The sequence below is a fragment of the Rhodopirellula sp. SH410 genome (assembly GCF_055811895.1).
Window position 1 is genome coordinate 5352199 of record NZ_CM147949.1, and the last position, 21734, is coordinate 5373932.

Sequence of the window (21734 nt, forward strand, 5' to 3'; positions counted from 1 at the left end):
CCCTATGCCCGCCCAGGACGACGCCCTGGGTCACCGATGGCAATTGCACACGCAAGCAGACCGATGTCGACGGTTCGTTGCATTCAGTGTACGTTTTCAGCCTGTTGATTGTCGCTCTCCTCGGAGCGGCAAGCAACCTTTTTGTGACCGGTTTCCAGTTCGTTGTCTCGTATTCATTCTATCGCACCACTCATGTTCGCACTCTGTAACGAAACCTTCCGTGATACTCCACTCTCCGACGCAGTCCGCCTGACGGCCGAACTGGGCTACACCGGCTGGGAGGTCGCCCCGTTCATGCTGGCCGATCACGTCGATGCGATTAGTGCGAAACAGCGGGCAGAGTATCGGCGCACCGTCGAAGACGCGGGGCTGAAAATCATTGGATTGCACTGGTTGCTTGCCGGCACTGAGGGCTTGCATTTGACAACACAGGATGCGTCGATGCGGCAAAACACGGCGGACTATCTGAAACGCCTGACGCAGTTGTGCAGCGATCTGGGCGGCAATTTGATGGTGCTCGGTTCGCCGCAGCAGCGGAACCGCACCGAAGGCCAATCACGTGATCAAGCGGCCGAAAATGCTGCCGAGGTTCTGCGTCAGGTCGTCCCGACGCTGCAGCAGCACAACGTCCGTATCGCTGTTGAGCCGCTTGGCCCCGGTGAAGGCGATTTCCTGAATACTGCCGACGAGGCTTGCCAGCTGATCGATGCGGTCGGTGACCCCAGCGTCGCTCTGCATCTCGATGTCAAAGCGATGAGCACCGAGGCCGAACCGATCGATCAGGTCATCCGCAAACATGCCGCACGCATGATCCACTTTCACGCCAACGACCCCAATCTGCTGGGCCCCGGCATGGGAGAGGTGGACTTCGAACCGATCATGCGAGCGCTGCGAGACGTCAAGTACGACGGTTGGATCAGCGTCGAAGTGTTTGACTATTCTCCTGGTGCCGAAACGATTGCGAAAGAGAGCATCCGCAATCTGCGGGCGGCGAGCTGACGCCTCGATGTGTTATTGAGGAACACGACCGATCGCGCCGCGGTCGGGACCAATCGAAGCGACCGCAGAGCGTTCGCCCACATCGACCAAGCGTTGCCCTCGGGGCATTGAGGCGACACATGCCCGGCTAGTTCGTGGTCAAATCCCAGGCATCCAACCAACTCGTTTGCGTAGGCTGCATGTCGAACTTGTTCTCGAGTCGCTCGGCCATGTCGGAGAGATGACCCGCGCCGTAGAAGACGGCAACCGAATTAGCGCCCGCGTCGAGTTCCTCTTTCAGAATCTGAAATGCTTTCCGATTGCGACCCTTGATCAGAGTGTTCTCGCCATTGGCATCGTTGACACCGGCCGTCACCAGCTCGATATCAATGAGTTGGGAAGCCATGGCTCGTTTCATCATCTTCGCGCGGTCCTTGCTAAAAAAGGCCATGATCAGGCCGACGTCGCCGCCTTTGGCCTGCGTTGCCATACCGGCGCCCATCATCCGAGCGACCATTTTCCATACGCTATCACCGCGTCGCTCAAGGTCCTCAGCGAACTCATCAGGACTCATGTCCGCATGGCGAAAATTCTCAGCCATGTAGTCGATCTTTTCGAGTTGGTATTCGAGGTGGAGCATGTCCTTCATACCGGTTTGCATGGACGAGAGCAGTGACCGTCGCTGCTGGAGGTCCTCGGGACGGATACGCGTCCCGTCGGGGGCCACCAACTCATAGAGAACTTTGTCGTAGCCGCTCAGCTGTGTCTTGATCGTTTTGTAGTACTCAGCTTGGCCGACGTGGACGACCCCGACGAGCTCGACGCTCTGGCCTTCATACTGCGTATCGGGCTTCCCGTCGAAACGAACGATAGCGGTTTGCAGAGCGATCGGATCCCCATCTCCGTCCCGCTTGATCCGTACGTACTTGCTGGCCTCCCCTTCGTCGTCGTCCGCCTTTTCTGCATCGCCGTCCGCTACGGATTGCTTGTCGGAATCCTCGGCCGTGGACAACGAGGGCGCTGGGGTTGCTTGCTCTCGGGGAATCGGTGGGGCAACGCTGTCCTGCGCCGTCGCGATCGGAGCGGTAGCAAGTTGCCAGGCGATCAGCAGGATCGTTCCTACTGACCAAACAATTATTTTTAGGGAACTCGGCACGCAGACACTCCTATAGCGGGATTTCGTGATAAACTCGAATAGATACCATCCTAGCACACACCAATCTTATTACGGATAGCTGTGGGCGGGTTATCGCCACTGTTTTTGTTGAGGCACCGACCGACTGCTGCGGACGCCCAGAGCCGCAGGAGGACGACTCAGTGCTGCGGAACTCGTACGATGAGCGCCGGACAGCGGATCGAATCCCGGCCAGGGCACGAATGGCGCGCCGATTGCTAGCGATGGTCTTCGCAACGTGATTCCCAGGCCCTTGCGACGAAAGTACACCCATGTCCACCGCCCCCCTCCATCGCCCTTTGACCGATTCATTCCCACGCCGCGAACGCTCTCAAAACACCGCTTGGTCGGTGGGCGTTGACGGCGTCGGCCAGATTTCCAGGGGGATGTGGTGGTGCATGTTTTGCGCCAGCTCGACGGCCTTGCTCAGTAGTGCCTACTTGGCGTGGTCGGCGTTGACCTCGTCGCCGGTTGCTGGCTGTAGCGGCGAAAGTGTGTTTGATTGCAGTCACGTGCTGCACAGTCGTTGGTCGTCTGTGTTGTCAGTGCCAGTAAGTCTGCCGGCGATGGCAACCCATGGACTGATTTTAGGGATGCTGTGCTGGCGTGCGACGACGGCGCGAATGTCACAGATCCGTTGGCGACTGGTTGGTTTCGCAGCACTTCTGGCGGGCGGCGCAGCGGTTTGGTTCACGGGACTCCAGGTCTTCGCTCTGGGGCACCTCTGCCAATACTGCTTGATCGCTCACGCCGGCGGGATCGCGGTTGCCGCGGCATTTCTTTACACCCGACCGGTTTCCGCTCACGCTCTGAGATGGATCACCTTAGCAGCAACAGGTTCGTTGGCAGGGTTGATCGGACTCCAGTTTGCCTCCGAGCCGCCGCAAACGTTCGAAGTCATCGAGTATTCGGCTCCTCAGCCGGCCATCATCGATCCGGCCGCTCCAGTAGAAGATGACGAGTTTGGCGACGATGACCTGTTTGCCCCGCCGGCATCGGCAGACCTGCAATCATCATTCGAACTTCGTCTGGAACGCTGGCAGTCCGAGTCGCTGCCACGCCTGCTCAACGCGATTGCGAATCCTGCGACGCTTTTAATGGCCCAGGTCGAGGCGGCCCCCGATAAACCCAAAGCGACCGCAACGATTCTCAATGGCGTGAAACTTCATACCGATGCGTGGCCACTGGTGGGCCGCCCGGACGCCAAGCTGGTGTTCGTGGAAATGTTTGATTACACGTGCCCCCACTGCCGGGAAACTCATAAATCTCTCGACGCCGCCTGCAAACACTTCGGCGACGACTTGGCGATTATCACCCTGCCAGTCCCCATGGACCAACGCTGCAATTCAACCGTGCACTCGACCGCCGCCGAACATCGAGATGCCTGCAATATTGCCAAACTCGCCATCGCGGTATGGCTGGTCGATCACGCGAAATTCGCTGAGTTCCACAATTACTTGTTCGATTCCAAACCGAGCTACGCAGACGCCATGAGGCATGCATCAACGGTTGTCGATAAAGACGAACTCTATGGGGTGTTACAGGGTTCGGTACCGGGCGATTACATCAGCAAACACGTTTCACTCTATAAACGAGCCGGGGCAGGTACGATCCCCAAACTGCTGTTCCCGAGGACGACCACTGTCGGCGCAGTGACATCGCCCCAAACGATGATTGACATGATCAACAAGTACTTGTGATCAGTCGATGTACCGCCGGGTTAAGTCGCCGTAGGCGTCGACTCGGCGATCTCGCAAGAATGGCCAATGAGTGCGGACGACGTCCATCTCCACGAGTGAACAGTCCGCGGTGATGACTTGATCACTGTGGTCGTCACCGCGAGATAGGATTTCGCCACGCGGCGACACGATGAATGAGTTACCCCAAAATTCGACTTGGCCTTCGATCCCAACCCGATTCGGCGCCCCCAGGAAAATCCCGTTTGCAATCGCGTGGGCACGCATGCTGGTCATCCACGCATCGAGCTGCCCGGCGCCGTATTCATCTTTCTCTTCATCAATCCATCCGATCGCGGTGGGATAGAGAAGGATGTCCGCACCGGCCAGTGCGAACAAACGAGCGGCTTCGGGATACCACTGGTCCCAACAAATCCCCACACCGAGTTTGGCGAATCGGGTGGTGATGACATTGAAACCGTTGGAGCGTTCTTGCGAGACCTCGCCATCGCGACGGGCCGCATCGCCGGGGGTGAAATAGAATTTCTCGTAGTACAACGGATCATCGGGAATGTGCATCTTCCGATACATGCCCGCGATCGAGCCATCGGCGTCGAGCACGACCACGCTATTGTGATAGACTCCAGCGGCGCGTTTTTCGAACAACGGGCAGACGATGACGACCTCCAGTCGGCGGGCCAGTTCCGCCAGTGCATCGGTCGTCTTACCGGGTATCGATTCCGCGAGATCAAACATCCGGTGATCTTCAGCCTGACAGGGGTAACACGTTGCAAACAGCTCCTGTAGACAGATCACATGCCCGCCCTCGCGTGCAGACCGTTCCACGGACGCGGCCGCCTGTTCGATCAATTCGGTGGCAGCAGCCATGGTGGCAGAATAGTTTCCTCGCCAGCGCATTTGCACCAGCGACAATTTCACAGCGGACGAATTCATAGCGATGGAAGTTTATTTTGTAACGGGAACCGGTACCGACGTCGGTAAAACATACTGCGCGTCGCGCTTTGTTGAAACGTCCCGCGACGCTGGCAAGCGAGTCGGTGTTTACAAGCCCGTCGCCAGCGGATGTGAACACCGCAGTGACGGGCCATCGATCGCCGATGACGCTGTCGCATTGTGGCATGCCGCCGGGTGCCCCCTGACATTGGAGGCGGTTTGTCCCCAGCGTTTTGCCGCGCCACTGGCACCACCCCAAGCCGCATCCGCCGAGGGCGTCGAGGTCAGTGAGACGCTGCTGATTACCGGCGTCGAGGTCTGGACAGAGACTGCCGAGAATTCCTCACCACACGGCACCCCTGCATTCGATGTGCTCGTCATTGAAGGGGCCGGGGGCCTATTCAGCCCGCTCTCTGCGTCGCTGTTGAACGCGGACTACGCATTGCGTTTGAAAGAACGGTTCCCGCAGTTAAGCGTGGTGCTGATCGCAAGAAACCGGTTGGGCGTGATCCATGAATGCATCGCCACCGTTCGCGCCGCGAATGCAGCGGGGCTAAATATCGACCAAATCGTGTTGAACGAATTTGCAAACGACGCCATCAAAGGCGATGAATCGATCGATACAAATGGTCCATCGATTGAACATTGGACGGGATGCCGGGTCGTGGCGAAGTGGTAGATGCCGCTGGCACCGCCGTGCACAGGACGGCGTTGGGTCCATTCGATGTCGCCGAACCACGCCATCATCAACACCGTGATCGATGACCGTAATCGATCACCCATACATCACATCGGATGGTTCCGCTTGCGTTTCCTGCGCGCGGTGAAACTGGTGGCGATCGAGTTGTTCCCATGCCGCATCGCGTCCACAATCGATGAGCCGTTCGGGATTGCGAAAATCGAACCAAGCGACTTCAGCGAGGTCGGGGCGGATATGAATGCTGGCCCACTGTGATTTCTCGCGGCGGAGAATTTGTTCGCCGATGTCTTGCATCCGCATCATCACCTCGAGCGCCGATTCAAAATCTTCGATTCGCGCGTTGTGTTGGCCAATATCAATCGCAATCGTCATATCGGTTGCGTAGGCGCTCGCCACGGTGCTGGGTATCGAATCGACAACACCAATGTCACACAACAGCATCCCATTGTGCTCAACGGGCGGAAAAATCCCAGGCAATGACATCGAAGCACGGATCGCTGTCCGCAGTGACCCCGACTCCAGCACGACGCAGTGGCCGCTGCGCAGATCCGCAGCGACGATACTCAGTGGCACCGCTAGGTCGGAAAACTGGATATCGGGAACGAGCTCGGCGATCGATGTGCGCAAGATCACGCCCGGCATGAGCGACTGCTGCGTGACCGCTCGGGCCAACCGGCGGTGCGCGGAATAGAGATACTTTGCACGTTCATACCACGCCACAATCCCGGTTGCCGGAGTCTCACCGGAAACACCCGTCGATCCAAACAACTGTTCTTGATGACGGCGAAATTCTGCTGAGGTGAGGAACCCCATCACGCGTGATTGAACTCGGCGAACGTTCGTATCCAATGCACACATCGCACCGATCAGTGCTCCGATGCTAACACCGACGAACCGCTCCGGGTGAATCTCCGTCTGCGTGATCGCCTCCAGCGCACCGAGGTGTGCCAGTCCCCTCGCACCACCGCCGCCCAATGCGATTACCGCACTTCGTTGGCGTGGTGGGCCTGGCTTTGAAAGGGGCAAAAACGGTAGTAGATCACGAAAGTTCATGAGGTTGCCTCTTCCTGATACGGCATCAAAATGTTTCCCGATTGCACGCCATCAAGAGCGGACCATCCCTGTTCACTGATCGTCGCCCCGAGTTGAGTGGTCCGGCGGAAATCGTCGTCACTTTCTTTGCCGCCGACCATCTTGCGGCGCAGTTCACAACAAATCGCATCACCAGCAGCACGTGTGACGGCATCGCCACTGCGGCTGGCATACAAACTCGTGACCAAGACCACCACAGCGGACTGGATGTCGAGGGACAAGGCAGACATCCGACATTGCCGGTCCGCCAATTTCAATTGATATTTGCGCATTGCCGCACTGACGGTCATACCGCTCGCGGACAGATAGCGTTCTGCAAAACGCACGTGATCCTGCAAATCGGCATCCGCAACCCGCCCGCCCGTCCAATGGGCGGACTTCAGTGATTGCCCCGCGAACCAACCCGCATACTTCATCATGGGCTTCCGTAAGGCCCAGGCGTGGGCGGGGTTGAATGGATTGGGTGCCTTCACCCCCAGTTCATTCAGTGCATGACCGATCGGCTCAAAGAACTCCTTGCCGTGTTGTTTCACCATCGATTTGAAGAATGCCATGCCGAGCATCTCGCCTTCTCCTTCGTAGATGCATGGCGCTAGAAAATCGTGCACGTTGTCACCGAACAAGTGACCTTTGAGGAATGACCTTCCCCCGTGCGTTTTCATGAACAACTCGATCGCGGCTTCCTTTTGCATTTCACTGCCAAAGATCTTGGCGATGATGCACTCCATTTCACCCCGATATCCCTGATCGAGCAGCCCCGAACACCAGGCCGTGAGGGCGTCGCAGGCGACGATCATACCGGCGAGCCTGCCGACGCGGCGACGAACCAACTCGCGACGCTCAATCGCCAGCCCATAGGTTTGTCGGTATGCCGCCCACGGCAGTATCTCAGCGAGCATCCAACGCATCGCCCCCGCCGCATTGGCACAGAGTGAAACCCTGCCCAGGTTCAGCCCATGATAGGCAATCGTCAATCCATCTCCCTGGTGTGGGATAAGCAGATTTTCCTTGGGCACGCGAAAATTTCGGAATACCAATCCGTTGTTATGCGCCCGACGCAGGGCGTAGATATCGTACTGATTCAATGAGAAACACTCATTGGTCTGCGTCGGCAAGTCTACAATCAGAACACTCGGTTCACCGTCAATCTTGCAAACCAAGCCAATCGTGCGGCCCGGGATTGCGTTGGTGATGAAGAGTTTTTCCCCGTTGACAACATAGTCGTCGCCGTCGAGTACTGCCGTGGTCCGAAGCGCCGTCAAGTCGCTACCCGCACCGGGCTCGGTAAGCGCGAACGCGGAGAGCGCGCGACCATCGGCGAGTTTTGGCAGAAATCGAGATTTCTGCTCTTCACTACCGAACGAGCGGACGGGATCAACTGCGCCAATGCAGCCGTGAACCGATGCCAGTCCCGCGACGGTGGGATCGATCGTGGCCATCCGTGTGATCATATCGGCAAACTCTCGCATCGTCGCGCCGCTGCCGCCGTACGCGCGATCAACTAACAATCCCCAATAGCCTACCGATCCCAACTCCGCCAATACTTTATTGGTGATTTTGCCATCGGTGCCGAATAGGGTTTCCTCGTCGCGGTGTTTGCGAACGATCGTAAGCGCTTGCTCGACGACCAGCGCGACCGACGGCGTCGATCGCAGCGGTGCCGACTCGAAGAGGGCGGTGTCGTTCTGTTTCTCCCATACCGCTCGATGCACCGGGCTGTTGACGGTTTGATAGCGGGGCGCGAAGAGCGCCTCGACCTCATCATCGGCGTTGTCCAACACCCCCGTTCGCTTGGCTTCATCCGCCGAGGCGCCACCGAGGCGCAAGGCGACTTCTGCGAAGGAATCGCCCCGGGGCGTCTTCCCAGTCGTGTCAGTCGGTGCCGCGGATCCGCTCGCCCCCGAGATAGACGATCCCGGTGTGGCGGGTTCAGCCGCTGGCTCTTTTCGGAAATCAGTACTCATCGCAAACCCCTTGAAGAAGAAGACCCGTTACCACGTGTCGCACGCTTCGATTCCGTCGCATCGATCGAACAATCTCGAACATAAAACCGTTGGTCCGCTGCCACCATCGCCGCGATCGACTCGGGTGGTGAGAAGCGTTTGCCGTGCATCACCTGAAGACGTTTTAAGTTCTCGTGCACGGATTTCACCCCGATGCTATCGATCACTCGCAGCGGTCCACCGCGATGCGGTGCGAACCCGGTCGCCAGAACCATCGCAAGATCGATCATCCAATCTTCCCGGACGATTCCCTGTTCTTTGCAGAGTACGGATTCGCGGAGCATCGGATAGACCAATCGGCGTTGGATCACGCTCAGCCCATCGTCGGTGAAGCCATCACCGGCTTCGGAAGAATGTGGCGCCGACAACGCGGCGACTTTGTGCGGGATCGCTTTCCCATCCTGATATCGATAGAACCCACTGCCTGATTTCTTACCGAGTTGACCGCGTTGAACCATTTCGGTGAGGACGTCAATGACCGGGTCGAGCCCTTCAATCACGTCTCCGAGCGAAGTGGCGACATGTTTGGCAATATCCACACCGACCTGATCGATCAGTTCGAGCGGCCCCATGGGCATCCCAAAACGCCGTAGCTCGCTGTCGAGTTCCGAAGGCGAGTAGCCTTCCCCGAACATCATCACGGCCTCGCCCAAATACGGAAATAAAACCCGATTAACGAGGAATCCGGGGGCGTTCTTGGTGACAATCGGTGTCTTGCCCAGCGAACGTACAAACGCGACCAAACGAGTGATGGTGTCATCGTTGGTATGCTCGCCACGCACCACCTCAACTAATTCCATGCGATGCACCGGATTGAAAAAGTGTAACCCTGCGACTCGCTCAGGATGCTCCGTGGCCGTCGCGATCGCGTCCACCGAGAGCGACGAGGTATTCGTCGCGAGTATGCAATCGGTGGCAACGAGCCCATCCAAACGGGAGAAGATCTGCTGTTTGACGTCCAGTCGTTCGACCGCCGCTTCGACGACGAGGTCACACAGTACGATCGCATCATCGTCGGTCGACATCACAATCCGATCACTCAGCTCCCGCCGCTGGTCGGCGTCCAACCGATTGCGATTCGAGTACGTCTTCATCAGCGTTTCGACACGAGAACGGCCCTGCAGCACGGCGGACTCGTCCACCTCCCGAAATGCCACGTCGTACCCGCGGGTGGCCGCAAACTGCCCGATTCCTGCCCCCATGGCACCAGCGCCGATGACGCCGACTCGGCGAATTTCATGGAAATGAATGTCCGCTCGGTCCGGACGGGTCGCCCACGTCTTGATGTCTCGCGCCGACTCCCGAGCGAAAAAGAGATTCAACAGATTGCGACAGGTGGGCGTGGCGAGCAGTTTGACAAACTCGCTGCGCTCGGTCACATAGCCGGCGCCCTGTTTCTGTAGCCCGGTCTCGATCGCACGGATCGCCGCCGGCAGGGCGGGGTACTGTTCGACTTGGGACCGGATTTTTGCACGCGCTTTGTGGAGTATCCAGGTACGGCCCGGTTTCGTGAATTCTAAAAACCGCCTCGCACGCATCCGCAGCGTTCGATGGGAGCGCAGGTTGCCTCGCAACACATCCGCTATAAACCGCTCGACGCCGTGTTCCCAGTCGTCGGGCGAGATCGCCCGATCGATCAGTCCGATCTTGGCGGCCGTGTGGGCCGACACCATTCTGCCTTGCAAGATCATGCCGAGACTTTGGACGAGCCCCACCTGACGCGGCAATCGTTGTGTCCCGCCCCAACCAGGAATCACCCCAAGTTTGATCTCGGGCAGACCGATCTTGGTGCTACTGTTGTCCCGCGCAATGCGGTAGTCACACGCCAGAGACCACTCCAGCCCTCCGCCGAGGCAGGGGCCATGGATCACGACCAAGGTCGGCGTTTTCAGATGATCGATGCGGTGAAAGAGTTGTTGCCCCGCATCGATCAACCGGCCCGCTTGTACCGGTCCATTGATCGCCGCGATGTCACGCACATCCGCGCCAGCCATGAATCCACTTTCCTTTTCGCTACGGAAAACGACCAAACGAAGGTCGGAGCGAGATTCGATATCGCTGACGATCGCTTCCAGCTCTTCCATCACGTTTAGAGTGAAGACGTTCATGGGCCGCTGGGGAACGTCGATTGCCACAGTCATCACCCCCTCGGCGTGGGTCGTGACGTGAAAGGCCTCGTATTGTTTCTCATTGGGATTCATGATTCTCTCCTGCTGGTAGGATACGCCTGCAAATTAGCTGCCAAACTTTCGATTTCGATGCGGCGGAGACGCTTGCCGGCGTCTGACCGCACTCGTCGCATCGGACTCGGATCGATGGGGTGTGCATTCGATTCACCGCGCCTCGACAACGATGGCGACTCCCTGGCCACCGCCGACGCAGAGCGTGGCGAGTCCTCGGTGTTTTCCTTGCTTGCGAAGTGAACGGAGCAACGTCAGTACCATCCGTGTGCCCGTTGTGCCCACGGGATGGCCCAGAGCAATTGCCCCGCCGTGAATATTGACGCGGTCCATCGGCAGTTCCCCCACCGCTTTGTCTTGGCCGAGTTCCTTTTGAGCAAACGATTTCGACGCCATGGCACGCTCGCAGGCAATGACCTGGGCAGCGAAGGCTTCGTTAATCTCGATCAAGTCAAAATCGGCTAGCGACAGACCGGTTTGACGAAACAGTTTCGCCACCGCATAGACAGGCCCCAGCCCCATACGTCGCGGGTCGCAACCCGCAATCGCGTAAGCCGTCATGTAGCCGAGTGGTGGCCGCGAAAAACGTTCGAGGCCGGACTCCGATGACAAGACGAGCGCCGCCGCCCCGTCAGTAATCTGGCAGCTATTCCCTGCCGTGACGGTACCGTTTTTAGCGAAAATGGGCCGTAGTTTCGCAAGTTTCTCGACCGTCTGCCCCAATCGAATCCCATCGTCCTTCTCGAACGAGCCACCATCCGCCAACGCGACGGGCGTGATCTCGCCCGAAAAGAAGCACTGTTCCTGCGTCTGCGCCGCTTTGACGTGGCTGGCCGCGGCAAATTCATCTTGCTCGGTGCGGGTCACGTTGAACTCGGTGGCCACCAACTCAGCGGTTTGGCCCATACTCATCCCGCTGACCGGATCAGTCAGCCCCAACTCAATGCCAACGATCGGTTTGAAATGATGGGGCCGGAAGTCTTTGAGCACCTTCAGTCGAGCCATCATCGTCTTCGCACGCGAGAGTCGTGTCCACAATCGGGCCGCTTCCGGGCTGACCAGCAGCGGGATCTGCGACATCGACTCCGTGCCTCCCGCAACGACAGCAGTGGCTCCCTCATAATGAATCGCGTTGCCCCCCGCGATCAGCGATTGCATCCCCGAGGCGCAGTTCCGATTCACCGTATGTGCGATACGCGACTGCGGCACACCGGCCTTCAATGCAATCACCCGCGCGATGTTCGCCGCGTCCGCGGGCGATGACACATTCCCAAAGATGACCTGGTCGATCGCCTCAGGTGCCAGCCCACAGCGGCTGAGTGATTGCTCGACGGTGATGCGTCCCAATTCCACCGCCGAGACGTTGGCGAGTGTGCCGAACGCTTTGGCGAAGGGTGTGCGAATGCCGTCGACAATCGCAACGGGGTGAAAGGCTTTCATTGTTCCCGGGGTGGTCATGAGCTTGCTCCTGGACGGTTCACGGGTTCCGTTTCTCGCAGTTTTCTACGAATGACTTTGCCTAGAAAGTTCTTGGGAAGTTCATCCGTGCAGTGTTGGTAGACGCGAGGTTGTTTGTGCTTGGAAAGATGCAACTGGCAATGTTCACGCAGCGCTTCCTCGTCCCACTTCACGCCGGGTTTCAGAACCACGATGGCTTTGACAATCTCCCCACGCTGCTCGTCGGGTTGGCCAACCACTGCGACTTCCGCGACGCCCTCCGCCATTTGCAACACCGCTTCGACCTCAACCGGATAGACGTTGAATCCCGACGTGATAATCAAATCTTTCTTGCGTCCGACAATCGTGTACCGGCCACTCGGATCGCGTGTCGCGAGGTCTCCGGTGCGCAACCATCCATCGTCAATGACAGCGTCCGTATGCTCGGGATCTCGCCAGTACCCGAGCATCACCTGGGGTCCGCGGATGATCATCTCGCCGACCACGCCGCAGCCCAGATCGTCGAGGGACCCATGTTCATCAACAATTCGGCATTGTGTTTCGGGCAGCGGCAGACCGATCGTGCCGTAACTCGGTTCCGCGTACAGATCGCCGACATGCGTGACCGGTGAGGCCTCGGACAATCCGAACCCCTCGACGACCAACGCACCGCAGTGAGACGCGAATTTCTCGCCAATCTCGGCGTCCAGCGGCGCACCTCCGGAGATCACCCAATGGAGCGACTTCAGATCGGCAGGGTAATCATCGAGCCGTTCATTCATCGCCGCCAGCATCGCTGGCACCGCATGCAGAACAGTCGGCCGATGCTCGACCATTAACGAGATCACTTGCCGAACGTTGAAGCGGTGATGCAGCACCAGCGTCGCCCCCATCGCAGCGCCGCCCATCACCATCGCCGACATCCCATAGCTGTGAAAGAACGGCAACACCGCCAGCATGGTGTCTTCGGCGAATCGCCTATGCGTCCAAACCAACTGCTGCCACGCATTGGCGACCATGTTCTCATGGCTCAGCGTGACCGCTTTCGGGGCGCCCGTTGTCCCGCCGGTCGGCAAAATGTACGCGGGATCCTTGTGGGGATCGATTGGCACCGCTTTCCACTCCCGACACGTGGTGGCCATTTCTTCACGCAGCCAATGATGAGTATTGTCCGATGGCAGTGACCATGCCCCCAGTCGCTGCTGGCGCATCCAGAGATAGCCGATCTGCTTGAAGGCTGGCAAATGCTCGCGGATGGAAACATAAAACGTATGCTCCAGTTTCGCTTGGCACGGGGTGAGCAAGTGTGCGAGCATGTCCAGCGTCACGATGACCTTGCAGCCGGTTTGCTCAACGAGCTTGTCAATCTCCCCGGCTGCCATCAACGGACTCAGCGCCACCGTCACGCCGCCCGCTCGCCAGATCGCATTGGCCGCCACGATGAATTCGGGAACGTTCGGCAACAGCAATCCGACGCGATCACCGGGCTCGATACCGTAGGCTTGAAACATCGCCGCACAGCGAACGATGTCAAAGTTGAGCTCCTCGTACGTCCAACTCCGTTCCCCATAAATCACCGCAACGCGGTGCGGAATCACTTCGGCAGCGTGGCGGACCAATCCATATGCCGGCAGACCTTCGTAATGCTCGATCGCCGCGGGAGGCTCAGCCTGCCTGCCCACGGGCGCGGCCCGGTCCAGACCCTTCGCCCAAACCACCTCATGCAGACCAACGGCTTCCTCGGCCCCGCGGCCCTGAGAATTTGCAATCGCGCTGGATGCGGGAACGACACCGTTTGCTACGGGAAGGAGATCACCCATCATTCGACTCCTACTCAGAGAGTTGGATCTATTCGAAAGAGTGGCTAGACCGTTCACCATCGATGCGATTTCACGCCCCTGCGGCGGTCGCTATCAAAGCCGGGCCCATTTCGAATACGGGTCTTCCGTGACGTTCTGCGGCAAACGAGCCCGCTTGATGGACGGGTCCGCTCCGCTCCTGTGGCGGTGTCCAGCGAGGCGAACCCAGTATTCATCGAACCGTGAAGGCTCAACTTGCTGAACATCTCACTATACGCAGGCAACACCACAAAGGGAAGTAAAATTCCTTAAAAAACCGACTAGGAGACAATCAGCAACCGCAACCACACATCCCAACTACCTGTGCAGCAGCGTTTTCAGAAAAACACGCGGCCGAACATGCCAGCGGTCGGAATCACCGACCGCGCCGGATGGGACACAAAAAATCAGGCCGTGATTTCCCGCTCACCCGCCGGGTAGCCTACCATGGCCCATTTCCAGGCTCGATCGATGCGAGCCGCAGCATCACTGAGGAACAAAACAGAATGACCATTCGCTGGGGACTGATCGGGGTCGGCGACATTGCCAATAAACGCGTCGCGGCAGCCATCCAAGCGGACCCCCGCTCCGAACTGGTGGCCGTTTGCCGCCGCAGCGAGACGCCGTTGCATCAGTTCGCCGACCAATTTTCAGTACCCGGTCGCTTCACCAACGCTGACGACTTGCTGGCGATGGAGGGCATCGACGCGGTTTACATCGCCACGCCGGTAGACTGCCATCTGCCGCAGACCATCGCCGCCGCTCGCGCTGGCAAACATGTTCTCGTCGAAAAGCCGATGGCACTCGATCCTGACCAGTGCGAGCAAATGATCGCTGCCTGCGACGACGCCAACGTGCAGCTCGGTGTGGCATATTACCGCCGCTTTTATCCCGTGGTGCAGCGGATCGAAGGGTTGATCAACTCGGGGAAATTGGGACGCATCCTGTCGATCGCCTGCGTCACCGGAAACCCCAACCGATTTCCCGCTGATGATTGGCGTGTGAACCGAGAACGCGGCGGTGGCGGGCCACTGATGGATATCGGCAGCCATCGCATCGATGTGTTTCTGCAGCTGATGGGAGACGTCAAAACCGTCCAATCGAGCATGATGGGCTCACCCGACTTCGACGTCGAGCAGGTCGCGACGGTGATGGTCGACTTCCAAAGTGGTGCCCACGGACTGCTGCAGTGCTACTTCGGTACCGTCGACACGCCCGATCGACTCGAAGTCATCGGCACCGACGGCCGCATCACGGTGGAGGATCTCAATCAGGGTGAGATGACGCTGTACACGGCCGCCGGGCAAACGCGAGAATCACACCCGCCCGCGAGCAATCTGCATGGCCCGTTAATCGAAGATTTTACATCCGCCGTTTCGCAAAACCAAAGTCCAGCGATCACGGGGCAAATCGGAAAAAAAACGAATCTTATCCTGCAGTCGGCATATGAGAACGCACAGGGCTAGGCCCCTTCGCAGGGCCCCCTGCGCGGCCCTTGTAGGCCCAGGGTGTGTGCGATTTATTTCCTGAAAATACTCACGCAGGCCACCCAAACCGTCCGACCATTACAACCAGACTCACCTCGGTAACGACGGGAAATCTTGCCGGATCGTTGTGTTTGTCTTGAGGGAAAATCTGGAAAAGTGTCGGATTGCTTGTACCGAGCAATCCGCATTCTTACTCGGCACGTCGCAATCCTGTGCAACGTGCGAACCTAGAAAACCGAGAGGTTCGTAACGATGGCAGATGGGAGCATGCGACGATCGACGCTACCGCTGATGTGTCTTAGTCTCATTGCGATGACAACGGCGCTCGTGGCTGCGGACACCGCCCCATCGAGCAGCGATGAAAACCTCGCCGCCAGCGACGAGCTACCGTTATTGTTGAGCAAGAATGCGTCTCCGCCAGAGATCGTCTTGGTGGCGCCGCTCCCCGATCCCGTCACCCCGCTGGTGGACGAGCACTTCGGGGCGCATCTCGACACGAGCGTTGATGGCGCCATGCCACAGCGTATCGACGTCAGCGAACAGGTTTTTGAGCCGGCGGTCGCGGCGTCTCACCGGGCGGACGAAAACTGGGAGTGGATTCTCTTGCCCGATGGCTTGCTCTGGCACTCATACCTCGCCGGGCCGCAGGAGCCGCGCATCTCAGCGTTGTTGTTCGGGGACGACAAAGGCGGGTACTTCTGGGATGCCACATTGGGCGGTCGTGTCGGATTTCTGCGATACGGGACCCCGGGTGCCAAAGATCCACACGGTTGGCAGTGGGATCTCGAGGGGGCCGCGATCACTCGCTTGGACCTCGATCAGCAAACGGATATTGAATCAGTCGATTATCGCTTTGGCACGGAATTGACTTGGGCGGAGGGCCCGTGGGCGATGAAGGCCGGCTATTTTCATATCAGCTCACACGTCGGCGATGAATATCTCGTTCGGAATCCAACCTTCGATCGCATCAACTACGTTACCGAATCGTTGATCTGGGGCGTCAGCTACAAACCGACCGAACCGACGCGGGTGTACGGCGAGGTCGCCTACGCCGTGCACCGATCCGGTGGTGCCAGGCCGTTTCAATTTCAAACCGGGGCGGAGTGGACGCCCGCGCCGACGCGACCACGCTGGCTGGCGCCCTTCGCGGCGGCTAATTTGGGATTCTTCGAAGCGACCGACTTTCATATGCAGACGACGCTCCAGGCCGGATGGGGATTCCAAGGGCCTCAATCCGACAATCGGCTGCGGTTCGGATTGCAGTACGGCGACGGCCCGAGCAACCAGTTCGAGTTTTACAACCGCAGCCAGGAGTATCTTGGCTGGGGCATTTGGTACGACTACTAACGGCGTGCTGATTTCATGAGCCGAGTCGCCCACGGGGCTCGCATGGCCCCGATGCCGTGCAGCACTCAGCTTCCCCATTGCCGGTCGAGCGTCGACTCAGCCAACAGCCTGCTGCGCGACCGCGAATGAATAACCCGAGTCGCTACGTTCGCCAGAACGTGGATTCCACCGTCTCGCGACGGTAGCTAGTTTTGATTCGACGCGTATTTTTGTCTCGTTGTCGCTACGCAGACCGGACGGCGATCTGCTCGCGAAACCGAGTCGGCAGCGGCCCAAAAGATGCCGAAGGGCGAGTCCCGCTGGGCTCGCTTTCTGTTTCCATGCCCCGCTTTAATCGGATGAGCCCTTTAATCGCGGGGATTCGCGTTTGGGGTATGCGGGGGCATCCCTGCATCTAGCGCAACGACGCATCCTCACGAAGGGTGCCGCTGATCTGGAACGCAGACTTTTTCTCAAACCGAAAACGAGGGTCTGAGATCAGCCCGGCCGCGCCTTCGGCCACCAGTGGCGAGCGGTTTGGCGCGTCCCAGGCCAAGCGATCCTCAGAGTCGACCTCTTCGAGATGCTCCAAGAGAATCCGCCGAACCTCAAAGATCGATTTCCCCGTCATGTGGATGCTCGTATGGGTCGCGTCGACGACCAACTCACTTTGCACGTCTTCCATTTTGGCGCTGGCGTATTCAACCACACCGTCACCCTTGTAGTTCCGCCCCGCCAACATCGGTGGGTCATGAAGCACGCCGATGATGTTGTGGTAGCGAATGTCGGGCGACGTCTTCGCACGCAACATGACTGGGAAGATGGGTGAATCCGGTGCGAGTGAGTCGACCGCATTGGCTTCCGTGAGCAGCCTCGTGTCGCGAAAGAAATTTGGGTTGGCGCGAATCAGGCGCGTGCTGGTCGAGAGCGCCATTTTCGGCAACTTAATGATCTTGCCCGCCAACCACCGTGTCGCACTATTCGCCAGATCGCTGCCCCGATGGGGGGTGCCTATCGTGATCACACGACTGATCGATTGATTGGGACGAAACTCCAACGCGCTGACGAGTTTGTTCACGTCCTGCGGCGGTCCACGCAGCTTCTCTTTGGGTTGGTTGCTAACGATGTGCCAGAAATCATCACCACTGTCGATGGTTTGCATCCGCGAAACCAACCCGCCCATGCTGTGGCCGACCAAGACCATATTGTCGACCGCTCGGTCCTGTCCGGTCGCATCAAACGTTTGACGCATCGCAAATAGATCACTCCGCAACTGCGTGGCACTCAACCAAAACGGCTGCCCGGAAGGATACAAATAGAACCAAAACTGGTAACGCTCGCGAATCTCGGGGAAACTCCGCAGGTCATTGAACATATCCATCCAGGTCAGGGGACTCGACCAGAGTCCATGCACCATCAGCACGGGAATGCGATTGGGATCATACGGTTCGAGCATGTACAACCCACGCTTCTGCTGGGCATCGTCGGGATCGAGCAACCCTTCGGTGGCCCGGTCTCGCTTGCGATATTCCGGGCTATCAAGAAAATACGCTAGTGGCGTCGTTAAATCGGTTTCCAGGGGCACCCAGTCACCGCCGAGCTTGATCTGATTGGCTCGCAACGGATCAAAGAACTCCAACACACAAACAGGCGTTTCATTGGGATCGTCAATCGCCGGAGTGACCCTCGGTACTCGGTGGTTGGCCAAGCGAATATTTGATTTTGATTCCGGCAGCAACTCTCCCGTCGCCGCATATTCCGACCCGATCTCCGCTTCGGTCGAACAACGCAGCAGCGCTGTCACGGCATAACTCAGCCCGTCCGGATAATAGTTCTCACGAGCGTTGTCGCCCCCGCGAGGTTTTCGCACCGCGATCAGCGGCACCCCCAGCCCAAACGTCGTGTGACGGTTGCGCAGCGTTTTAATATCGAAATCACTGACGAATTCATAACGATCGAATTCATCCGGTTTCCACCCACCACGCATCTCGGTGCGAATCACAAACTTGCGATCTGCGGTCTGGATCGTGTAGGTCTGCCCCGGACGCAGTTGATTCTCGGCGCACAAGATTCGCAGCAGGTCCTCGAGTGATTCGTTGTATAGATCACAAACAGAACGGAACTGTGGATCATATTGATTGCGAACATCGGCGAGCTGTTGACCAAACAGATACCGATAGCTCGTCGTCAGCGCGATACCGTAGTGGTTCATCGCGGTACTGGTTTCGCCATTGCGTTCGGCAATTTTCCCCTCGACGTAGGCTAGCTCGGAGACCGCATAGGTCAGCTCGGGATCAAGGTTCTGCCGATTGAGTGTCCGCAACTTAGCAATGCAGACATCACTATTGCTCTGATAGGTGTCGCTGAGCCCGTAGCGGCGGAGGGTGTGTTGGGTGCGCTCGCTGACCTCAGGCCCCTGCCGGCCCAATAGCTGTAGCGAACTTTCAAGCGCATTGGCACGGATCGGCCGGTCTTGCAAATATCGCGCAGTGACGCAGCCTGTCGACATCCCCATCAACACCATCGCCGCGGCGCATACCAACCACAGCACGCTCGCACGTGGGGGAGGTGAGGTTCGCTGGGAGGGTGTGGGACAGTCCATGCGCGAGACCTTAGAGAAAAGTGCCACGCCACGTCAACGAAAGATAGGCAATCTACATCAGCAATTCTCGTATCTCTGTTTTCGGATCGATTGCCTTTCGCTTCGGTCCCGCGTCTCGCGTCCCGTGCCTCGCGCCCCGCGACGGGCGCCTCGCGACGGGAGAGGGCGTGGACGGTTTCACGATCCGATTCAGCCCTCCGACTCTCCATTCGGCAGGGCCTCTGCGACCCGTGCGGCTGGCTCGGGCACCTGGCGGTCCACGACGGGGCTCCCCCAGCTGACCATGAAGTCCTCTTTGCACGCCGAGCACGGCACCTCACTCCCGAGAGTTTTGTCGTCGACGACCTGCGGGGCTTCGCAGTGATCGCAGAGCACACGGATCAGCCCATCCGATTCGACGAGCGCCGCGAGTTGTTCGTCAGTAACGTCCGGCACCTCAATATCAACGGCCTGCATGGTCATCAACAATTCCCGCGTGATTTCGGGAGCCGACGCGATCCGGTTGGCCAGCCGGCGGACGCTTCGCTCAAACGAATTTCGCGACATCCGCCCATTGCCAAAGTGGCGATCGCGATTGATATACAGATGAGTGAATCCACGCAGCAGGCGCCGCCGTGTCTCGCCAGGCAGTTCATACTTGGCTTTCGAAGCAATCAATTCAAAAATTCGGCACAGGGCTTCGGGGTCGTAGTCATCGAAATGCATCGTCGTGCCGACACGCGAACTCAGCCCCGGATTGCTGCGGATCATCCCCGTCATTTCACGTGGGTAACCGGCCAGAATCACGACGAGACGCTCACGCTGGTCCTCCATTCGCTTCAACAGCGTCTGCACCGCTTCACGCCCATACTGGTCCTGACCGTCCTCGTCGACCAACGTGTAGGCTTCATCGATGAACAACACCCCATCGAGGGCCTCGTCGATTTTCGCGTTCGTTTTGGGCCCCGTCTGACCGGCGTATTCCGCCACCAGACCGCTGCGATCGGTCTCGACCAGGTGCCCCTTTTCGAGCACGCCCAGGGCACCATAGATCTCGGCGATAATCCTTGCGACAGTCGTTTTGCCCGTGCCAGGGTTACCCACGAATGCCATGTGCAAACTCGGACGCATCGTTGGCAGCCCCAGCTCGGCACGCTTGCGTTCCATCTTGAGAAAGTTCGCCAACGTCTGGATTTGATTCTTGATCGCATCGAGGCCAATCAGCCGATCGAGTTTTGCCCGTGCACCGGCGAGCCGCTCTTCAGCGGTACGCTCGTCGACCTCCCGCTCAGCAGGCTCCTCCCGCTCGGCTGGCACGGCCTGCTCGGAGTGGACCGCCGGGCCCGGCGTGGGACGTCTGCCATCGATTGACCGGGGCGTCGACGGGCCAGCCTCATCTGGGCTGGCCCCAGATCGATCGGGGTTGCCCTCGCGCAGTCGTTTCGCTTCACCGCGCAGCCAATGGATGGCGTCGCGGGCTTGGTCGATGTCGGCCTGGTGATCGCCCTTGACGGGCGCGACCGTCGGCGTCACGGCGTGCTCCCTCGGCGCCCCGCGTGAAGACGTGTGTCCCGAATTTGCCTGTTGCTCGGCGGACTGCAAATCGCTCTGAATCTTTCGCAATCGATCACGGTCGGCTGCATCCTCATCGCCATCGATCACCGCGATCATCGTTGCCAAGCGGGCTGCCATCGTTTCCACCTCGCCCCATGAATCACGCAGCGATGGCACTTCGAGAAACGGTCGAACAACGTCATACCAGCTCAAATCACGCGCCGTCTGCAGCAACCAATCCATCGATTCACGAAGGTGGCTGCCCATCACCGGTTGATTCCAAAGATGCTCCAACAACACGCGTCCGAGTTGCCGCTGCTGCATCGTCTGCACACTCGGGCCGGGCAGCGTCTCGGCGAAGACCTTCATCACAAATCCCTGATGCAGATCGTCCATCTGCGCCGCCATGCTCGATGTGTTGTCAGCCTCAGCACCGGCTAACCACCCGTAGCTGCCATCGGCGAGTCGGCCGGCCTCGACATAAAGCTGCCGCGTTTGCTCAAGCGCTTCACGAAACAAACGGATCGAACGCAGGATGGTTTCGTCATCAGAGCCAGACATGAACATGGACTTCCGGAATTGAGCGGCGGTGGTACGCAAATCGCGAGGCCCTAAGTATTTGAAAACCAAGACCTTGCGTCAATCACACAGAGTGTCCGTCCCGTTGTGAACGCGACGCCGATCAGCTATACTCTCATGCTCAACCGCGGGTGACATTCGCGGCGATTTTGACCTTCTTTTCTCACGCATTTCT

At 58.6% G+C, this 21734-nt stretch carries 14 protein-coding genes; 5 read left to right on the forward strand and 9 right to left on the reverse strand.

Annotation, left to right across the window (positions count from 1 at the left end; translation table 11 throughout):
- Window positions 1-192 precede the first annotated feature (192 nt).
- Complete coding sequence (locus SH410x_RS19505) at window positions 193-999, forward strand: sugar phosphate isomerase/epimerase family protein (RefSeq protein WP_473670076.1); 807 nt, start codon at window positions 193-195, stop codon at window positions 997-999.
- Between the two features lie 127 nt (window positions 1000-1126).
- Here SH410x_RS19505 and SH410x_RS19510 read toward each other — a convergent pair whose 3' ends face one another.
- Window positions 1127-2134 (reverse strand): TraB/GumN family protein, encoded by a 1008-nt coding sequence (locus SH410x_RS19510; RefSeq protein WP_473670078.1) that lies wholly within the window; start codon window positions 2132-2134, stop codon window positions 1127-1129.
- Between the two features lie 290 nt (window positions 2135-2424).
- Between SH410x_RS19510 and SH410x_RS19515 the strand changes: the two genes are divergently transcribed.
- Complete coding sequence (locus SH410x_RS19515) at window positions 2425-3852, forward strand: vitamin K epoxide reductase family protein (RefSeq protein ID WP_473670080.1); 1428 nt, start codon at window positions 2425-2427, stop codon at window positions 3850-3852.
- Here SH410x_RS19515 and SH410x_RS19520 read toward each other — a convergent pair whose 3' ends face one another.
- On the reverse strand, window positions 3853-4782 hold the full coding sequence (locus tag SH410x_RS19520; RefSeq protein ID WP_473670082.1) for a carbon-nitrogen hydrolase: 930 nt from the start codon (window positions 4780-4782) through the stop codon (window positions 3853-3855).
- Window positions 4783-4786: 4 nt separating this feature from the next.
- On the opposite strand from SH410x_RS19520, the gene bioD reads away from it, so the two are divergent.
- On the forward strand, window positions 4787-5461 hold the full coding sequence (gene bioD, locus SH410x_RS19525; protein WP_473670084.1) for a dethiobiotin synthase: 675 nt from the start codon (window positions 4787-4789) through the stop codon (window positions 5459-5461).
- Between the two features lie 96 nt (window positions 5462-5557).
- Here the strand turns inward: bioD and SH410x_RS19530 are convergent, their stop codons facing one another.
- From SH410x_RS19530 to SH410x_RS19550, 5 genes are all read right to left on the reverse strand, one after another.
- Complete coding sequence (locus SH410x_RS19530; RefSeq protein WP_473670086.1) at window positions 5558-6535, reverse strand: patatin-like phospholipase family protein; 978 nt, start codon at window positions 6533-6535, stop codon at window positions 5558-5560.
- A complete protein-coding gene (locus tag SH410x_RS19535; RefSeq protein ID WP_473670088.1) occupies window positions 6532-8538 on the reverse strand; it encodes an acyl-CoA dehydrogenase family protein in 2007 nt (668 codons plus the stop codon). The genes SH410x_RS19530 and SH410x_RS19535 overlap by 4 nt, the downstream gene beginning before the upstream one ends.
- Window positions 8535-10778, reverse strand: coding sequence for a 3-hydroxyacyl-CoA dehydrogenase NAD-binding domain-containing protein (locus SH410x_RS19540; RefSeq protein WP_473670090.1), 2244 nt, complete (start codon window positions 10776-10778; stop codon window positions 8535-8537). The genes SH410x_RS19535 and SH410x_RS19540 overlap by 4 nt, the downstream gene beginning before the upstream one ends.
- 132 nt (window positions 10779-10910) lie before the next feature.
- Entirely contained in the window at window positions 10911-12215 is a 1305-nt protein-coding gene (locus SH410x_RS19545) for a thiolase family protein (RefSeq protein ID WP_473670092.1), read from the reverse strand.
- Window positions 12212-14014, reverse strand: coding sequence for an AMP-binding protein (locus tag SH410x_RS19550; protein WP_473670094.1), 1803 nt, complete (start codon window positions 14012-14014; stop codon window positions 12212-12214). The genes SH410x_RS19545 and SH410x_RS19550 overlap by 4 nt, the downstream gene beginning before the upstream one ends.
- 524 nt (window positions 14015-14538) lie before the next feature.
- On the opposite strand from SH410x_RS19550, the gene SH410x_RS19555 reads away from it, so the two are divergent.
- Entirely contained in the window at window positions 14539-15498 is a 960-nt protein-coding gene (locus SH410x_RS19555) for a Gfo/Idh/MocA family protein (RefSeq protein ID WP_473670096.1), read from the forward strand.
- 333 nt (window positions 15499-15831) lie between these two features.
- Complete coding sequence (locus tag SH410x_RS19560) at window positions 15832-16866, forward strand: DUF1207 domain-containing protein (RefSeq protein WP_473670098.1); 1035 nt, start codon at window positions 15832-15834, stop codon at window positions 16864-16866.
- Between the two features lie 394 nt (window positions 16867-17260).
- Here SH410x_RS19560 and SH410x_RS19565 read toward each other — a convergent pair whose 3' ends face one another.
- Window positions 17261-19369 (reverse strand): esterase/lipase family protein, encoded by a 2109-nt coding sequence (locus tag SH410x_RS19565; protein ID WP_473677356.1) that lies wholly within the window; start codon window positions 19367-19369, stop codon window positions 17261-17263.
- Window positions 19370-19636: 267 nt separating this feature from the next.
- On the reverse strand, window positions 19637-21541 hold the full coding sequence (locus SH410x_RS19570) for an AAA family ATPase (protein WP_473670100.1): 1905 nt from the start codon (window positions 21539-21541) through the stop codon (window positions 19637-19639).
- Window positions 21542-21734: the final 193 nt, after the last annotated feature.

Bases quoted from the DNA above. Each gene is read 5' to 3' on its own strand.
- SH410x_RS19505 (WP_473670076.1), top strand. From the start codon at position 193: ATGTTCGCACTCTGTAACGAAACCTTCCGTGATACTCCACTCTCCGAC.
- SH410x_RS19515 (WP_473670080.1), top strand. From the start codon at position 2,425: ATGTCCACCGCCCCCCTCCATCGCCCTTTGACCGATTCATTCCCACGC.
- SH410x_RS19520 (WP_473670082.1), bottom strand. From the start codon at position 4,782: ATGAATTCGTCCGCTGTGAAATTGTCGCTGGTGCAAATGCGCTGGCGA.
- bioD (WP_473670084.1), top strand. From the start codon at position 4,787: ATGGAAGTTTATTTTGTAACGGGAACCGGTACCGACGTCGGTAAAACA.
- SH410x_RS19530 (WP_473670086.1), bottom strand. From the start codon at position 6,535: ATGAACTTTCGTGATCTACTACCGTTTTTGCCCCTTTCAAAGCCAGGC.
- SH410x_RS19535 (WP_473670088.1), bottom strand. From the start codon at position 8,538: ATGAGTACTGATTTCCGAAAAGAGCCAGCGGCTGAACCCGCCACACCG.
- SH410x_RS19540 (WP_473670090.1), bottom strand. From the start codon at position 10,778: ATGAATCCCAATGAGAAACAATACGAGGCCTTTCACGTCACGACCCAC.
- SH410x_RS19545 (WP_473670092.1), bottom strand. From the start codon at position 12,215: ATGACCACCCCGGGAACAATGAAAGCCTTTCACCCCGTTGCGATTGTC.
- SH410x_RS19550 (WP_473670094.1), bottom strand. From the start codon at position 14,014: ATGGGTGATCTCCTTCCCGTAGCAAACGGTGTCGTTCCCGCATCCAGC.
- SH410x_RS19555 (WP_473670096.1), top strand. From the start codon at position 14,539: ATGACCATTCGCTGGGGACTGATCGGGGTCGGCGACATTGCCAATAAA.
- SH410x_RS19560 (WP_473670098.1), top strand. From the start codon at position 15,832: ATGACAACGGCGCTCGTGGCTGCGGACACCGCCCCATCGAGCAGCGAT.
- SH410x_RS19565 (WP_473677356.1), bottom strand. From the start codon at position 19,369: ATGGTGTTGATGGGGATGTCGACAGGCTGCGTCACTGCGCGATATTTG.
- SH410x_RS19570 (WP_473670100.1), bottom strand. From the start codon at position 21,541: ATGTCTGGCTCTGATGACGAAACCATCCTGCGTTCGATCCGTTTGTTT.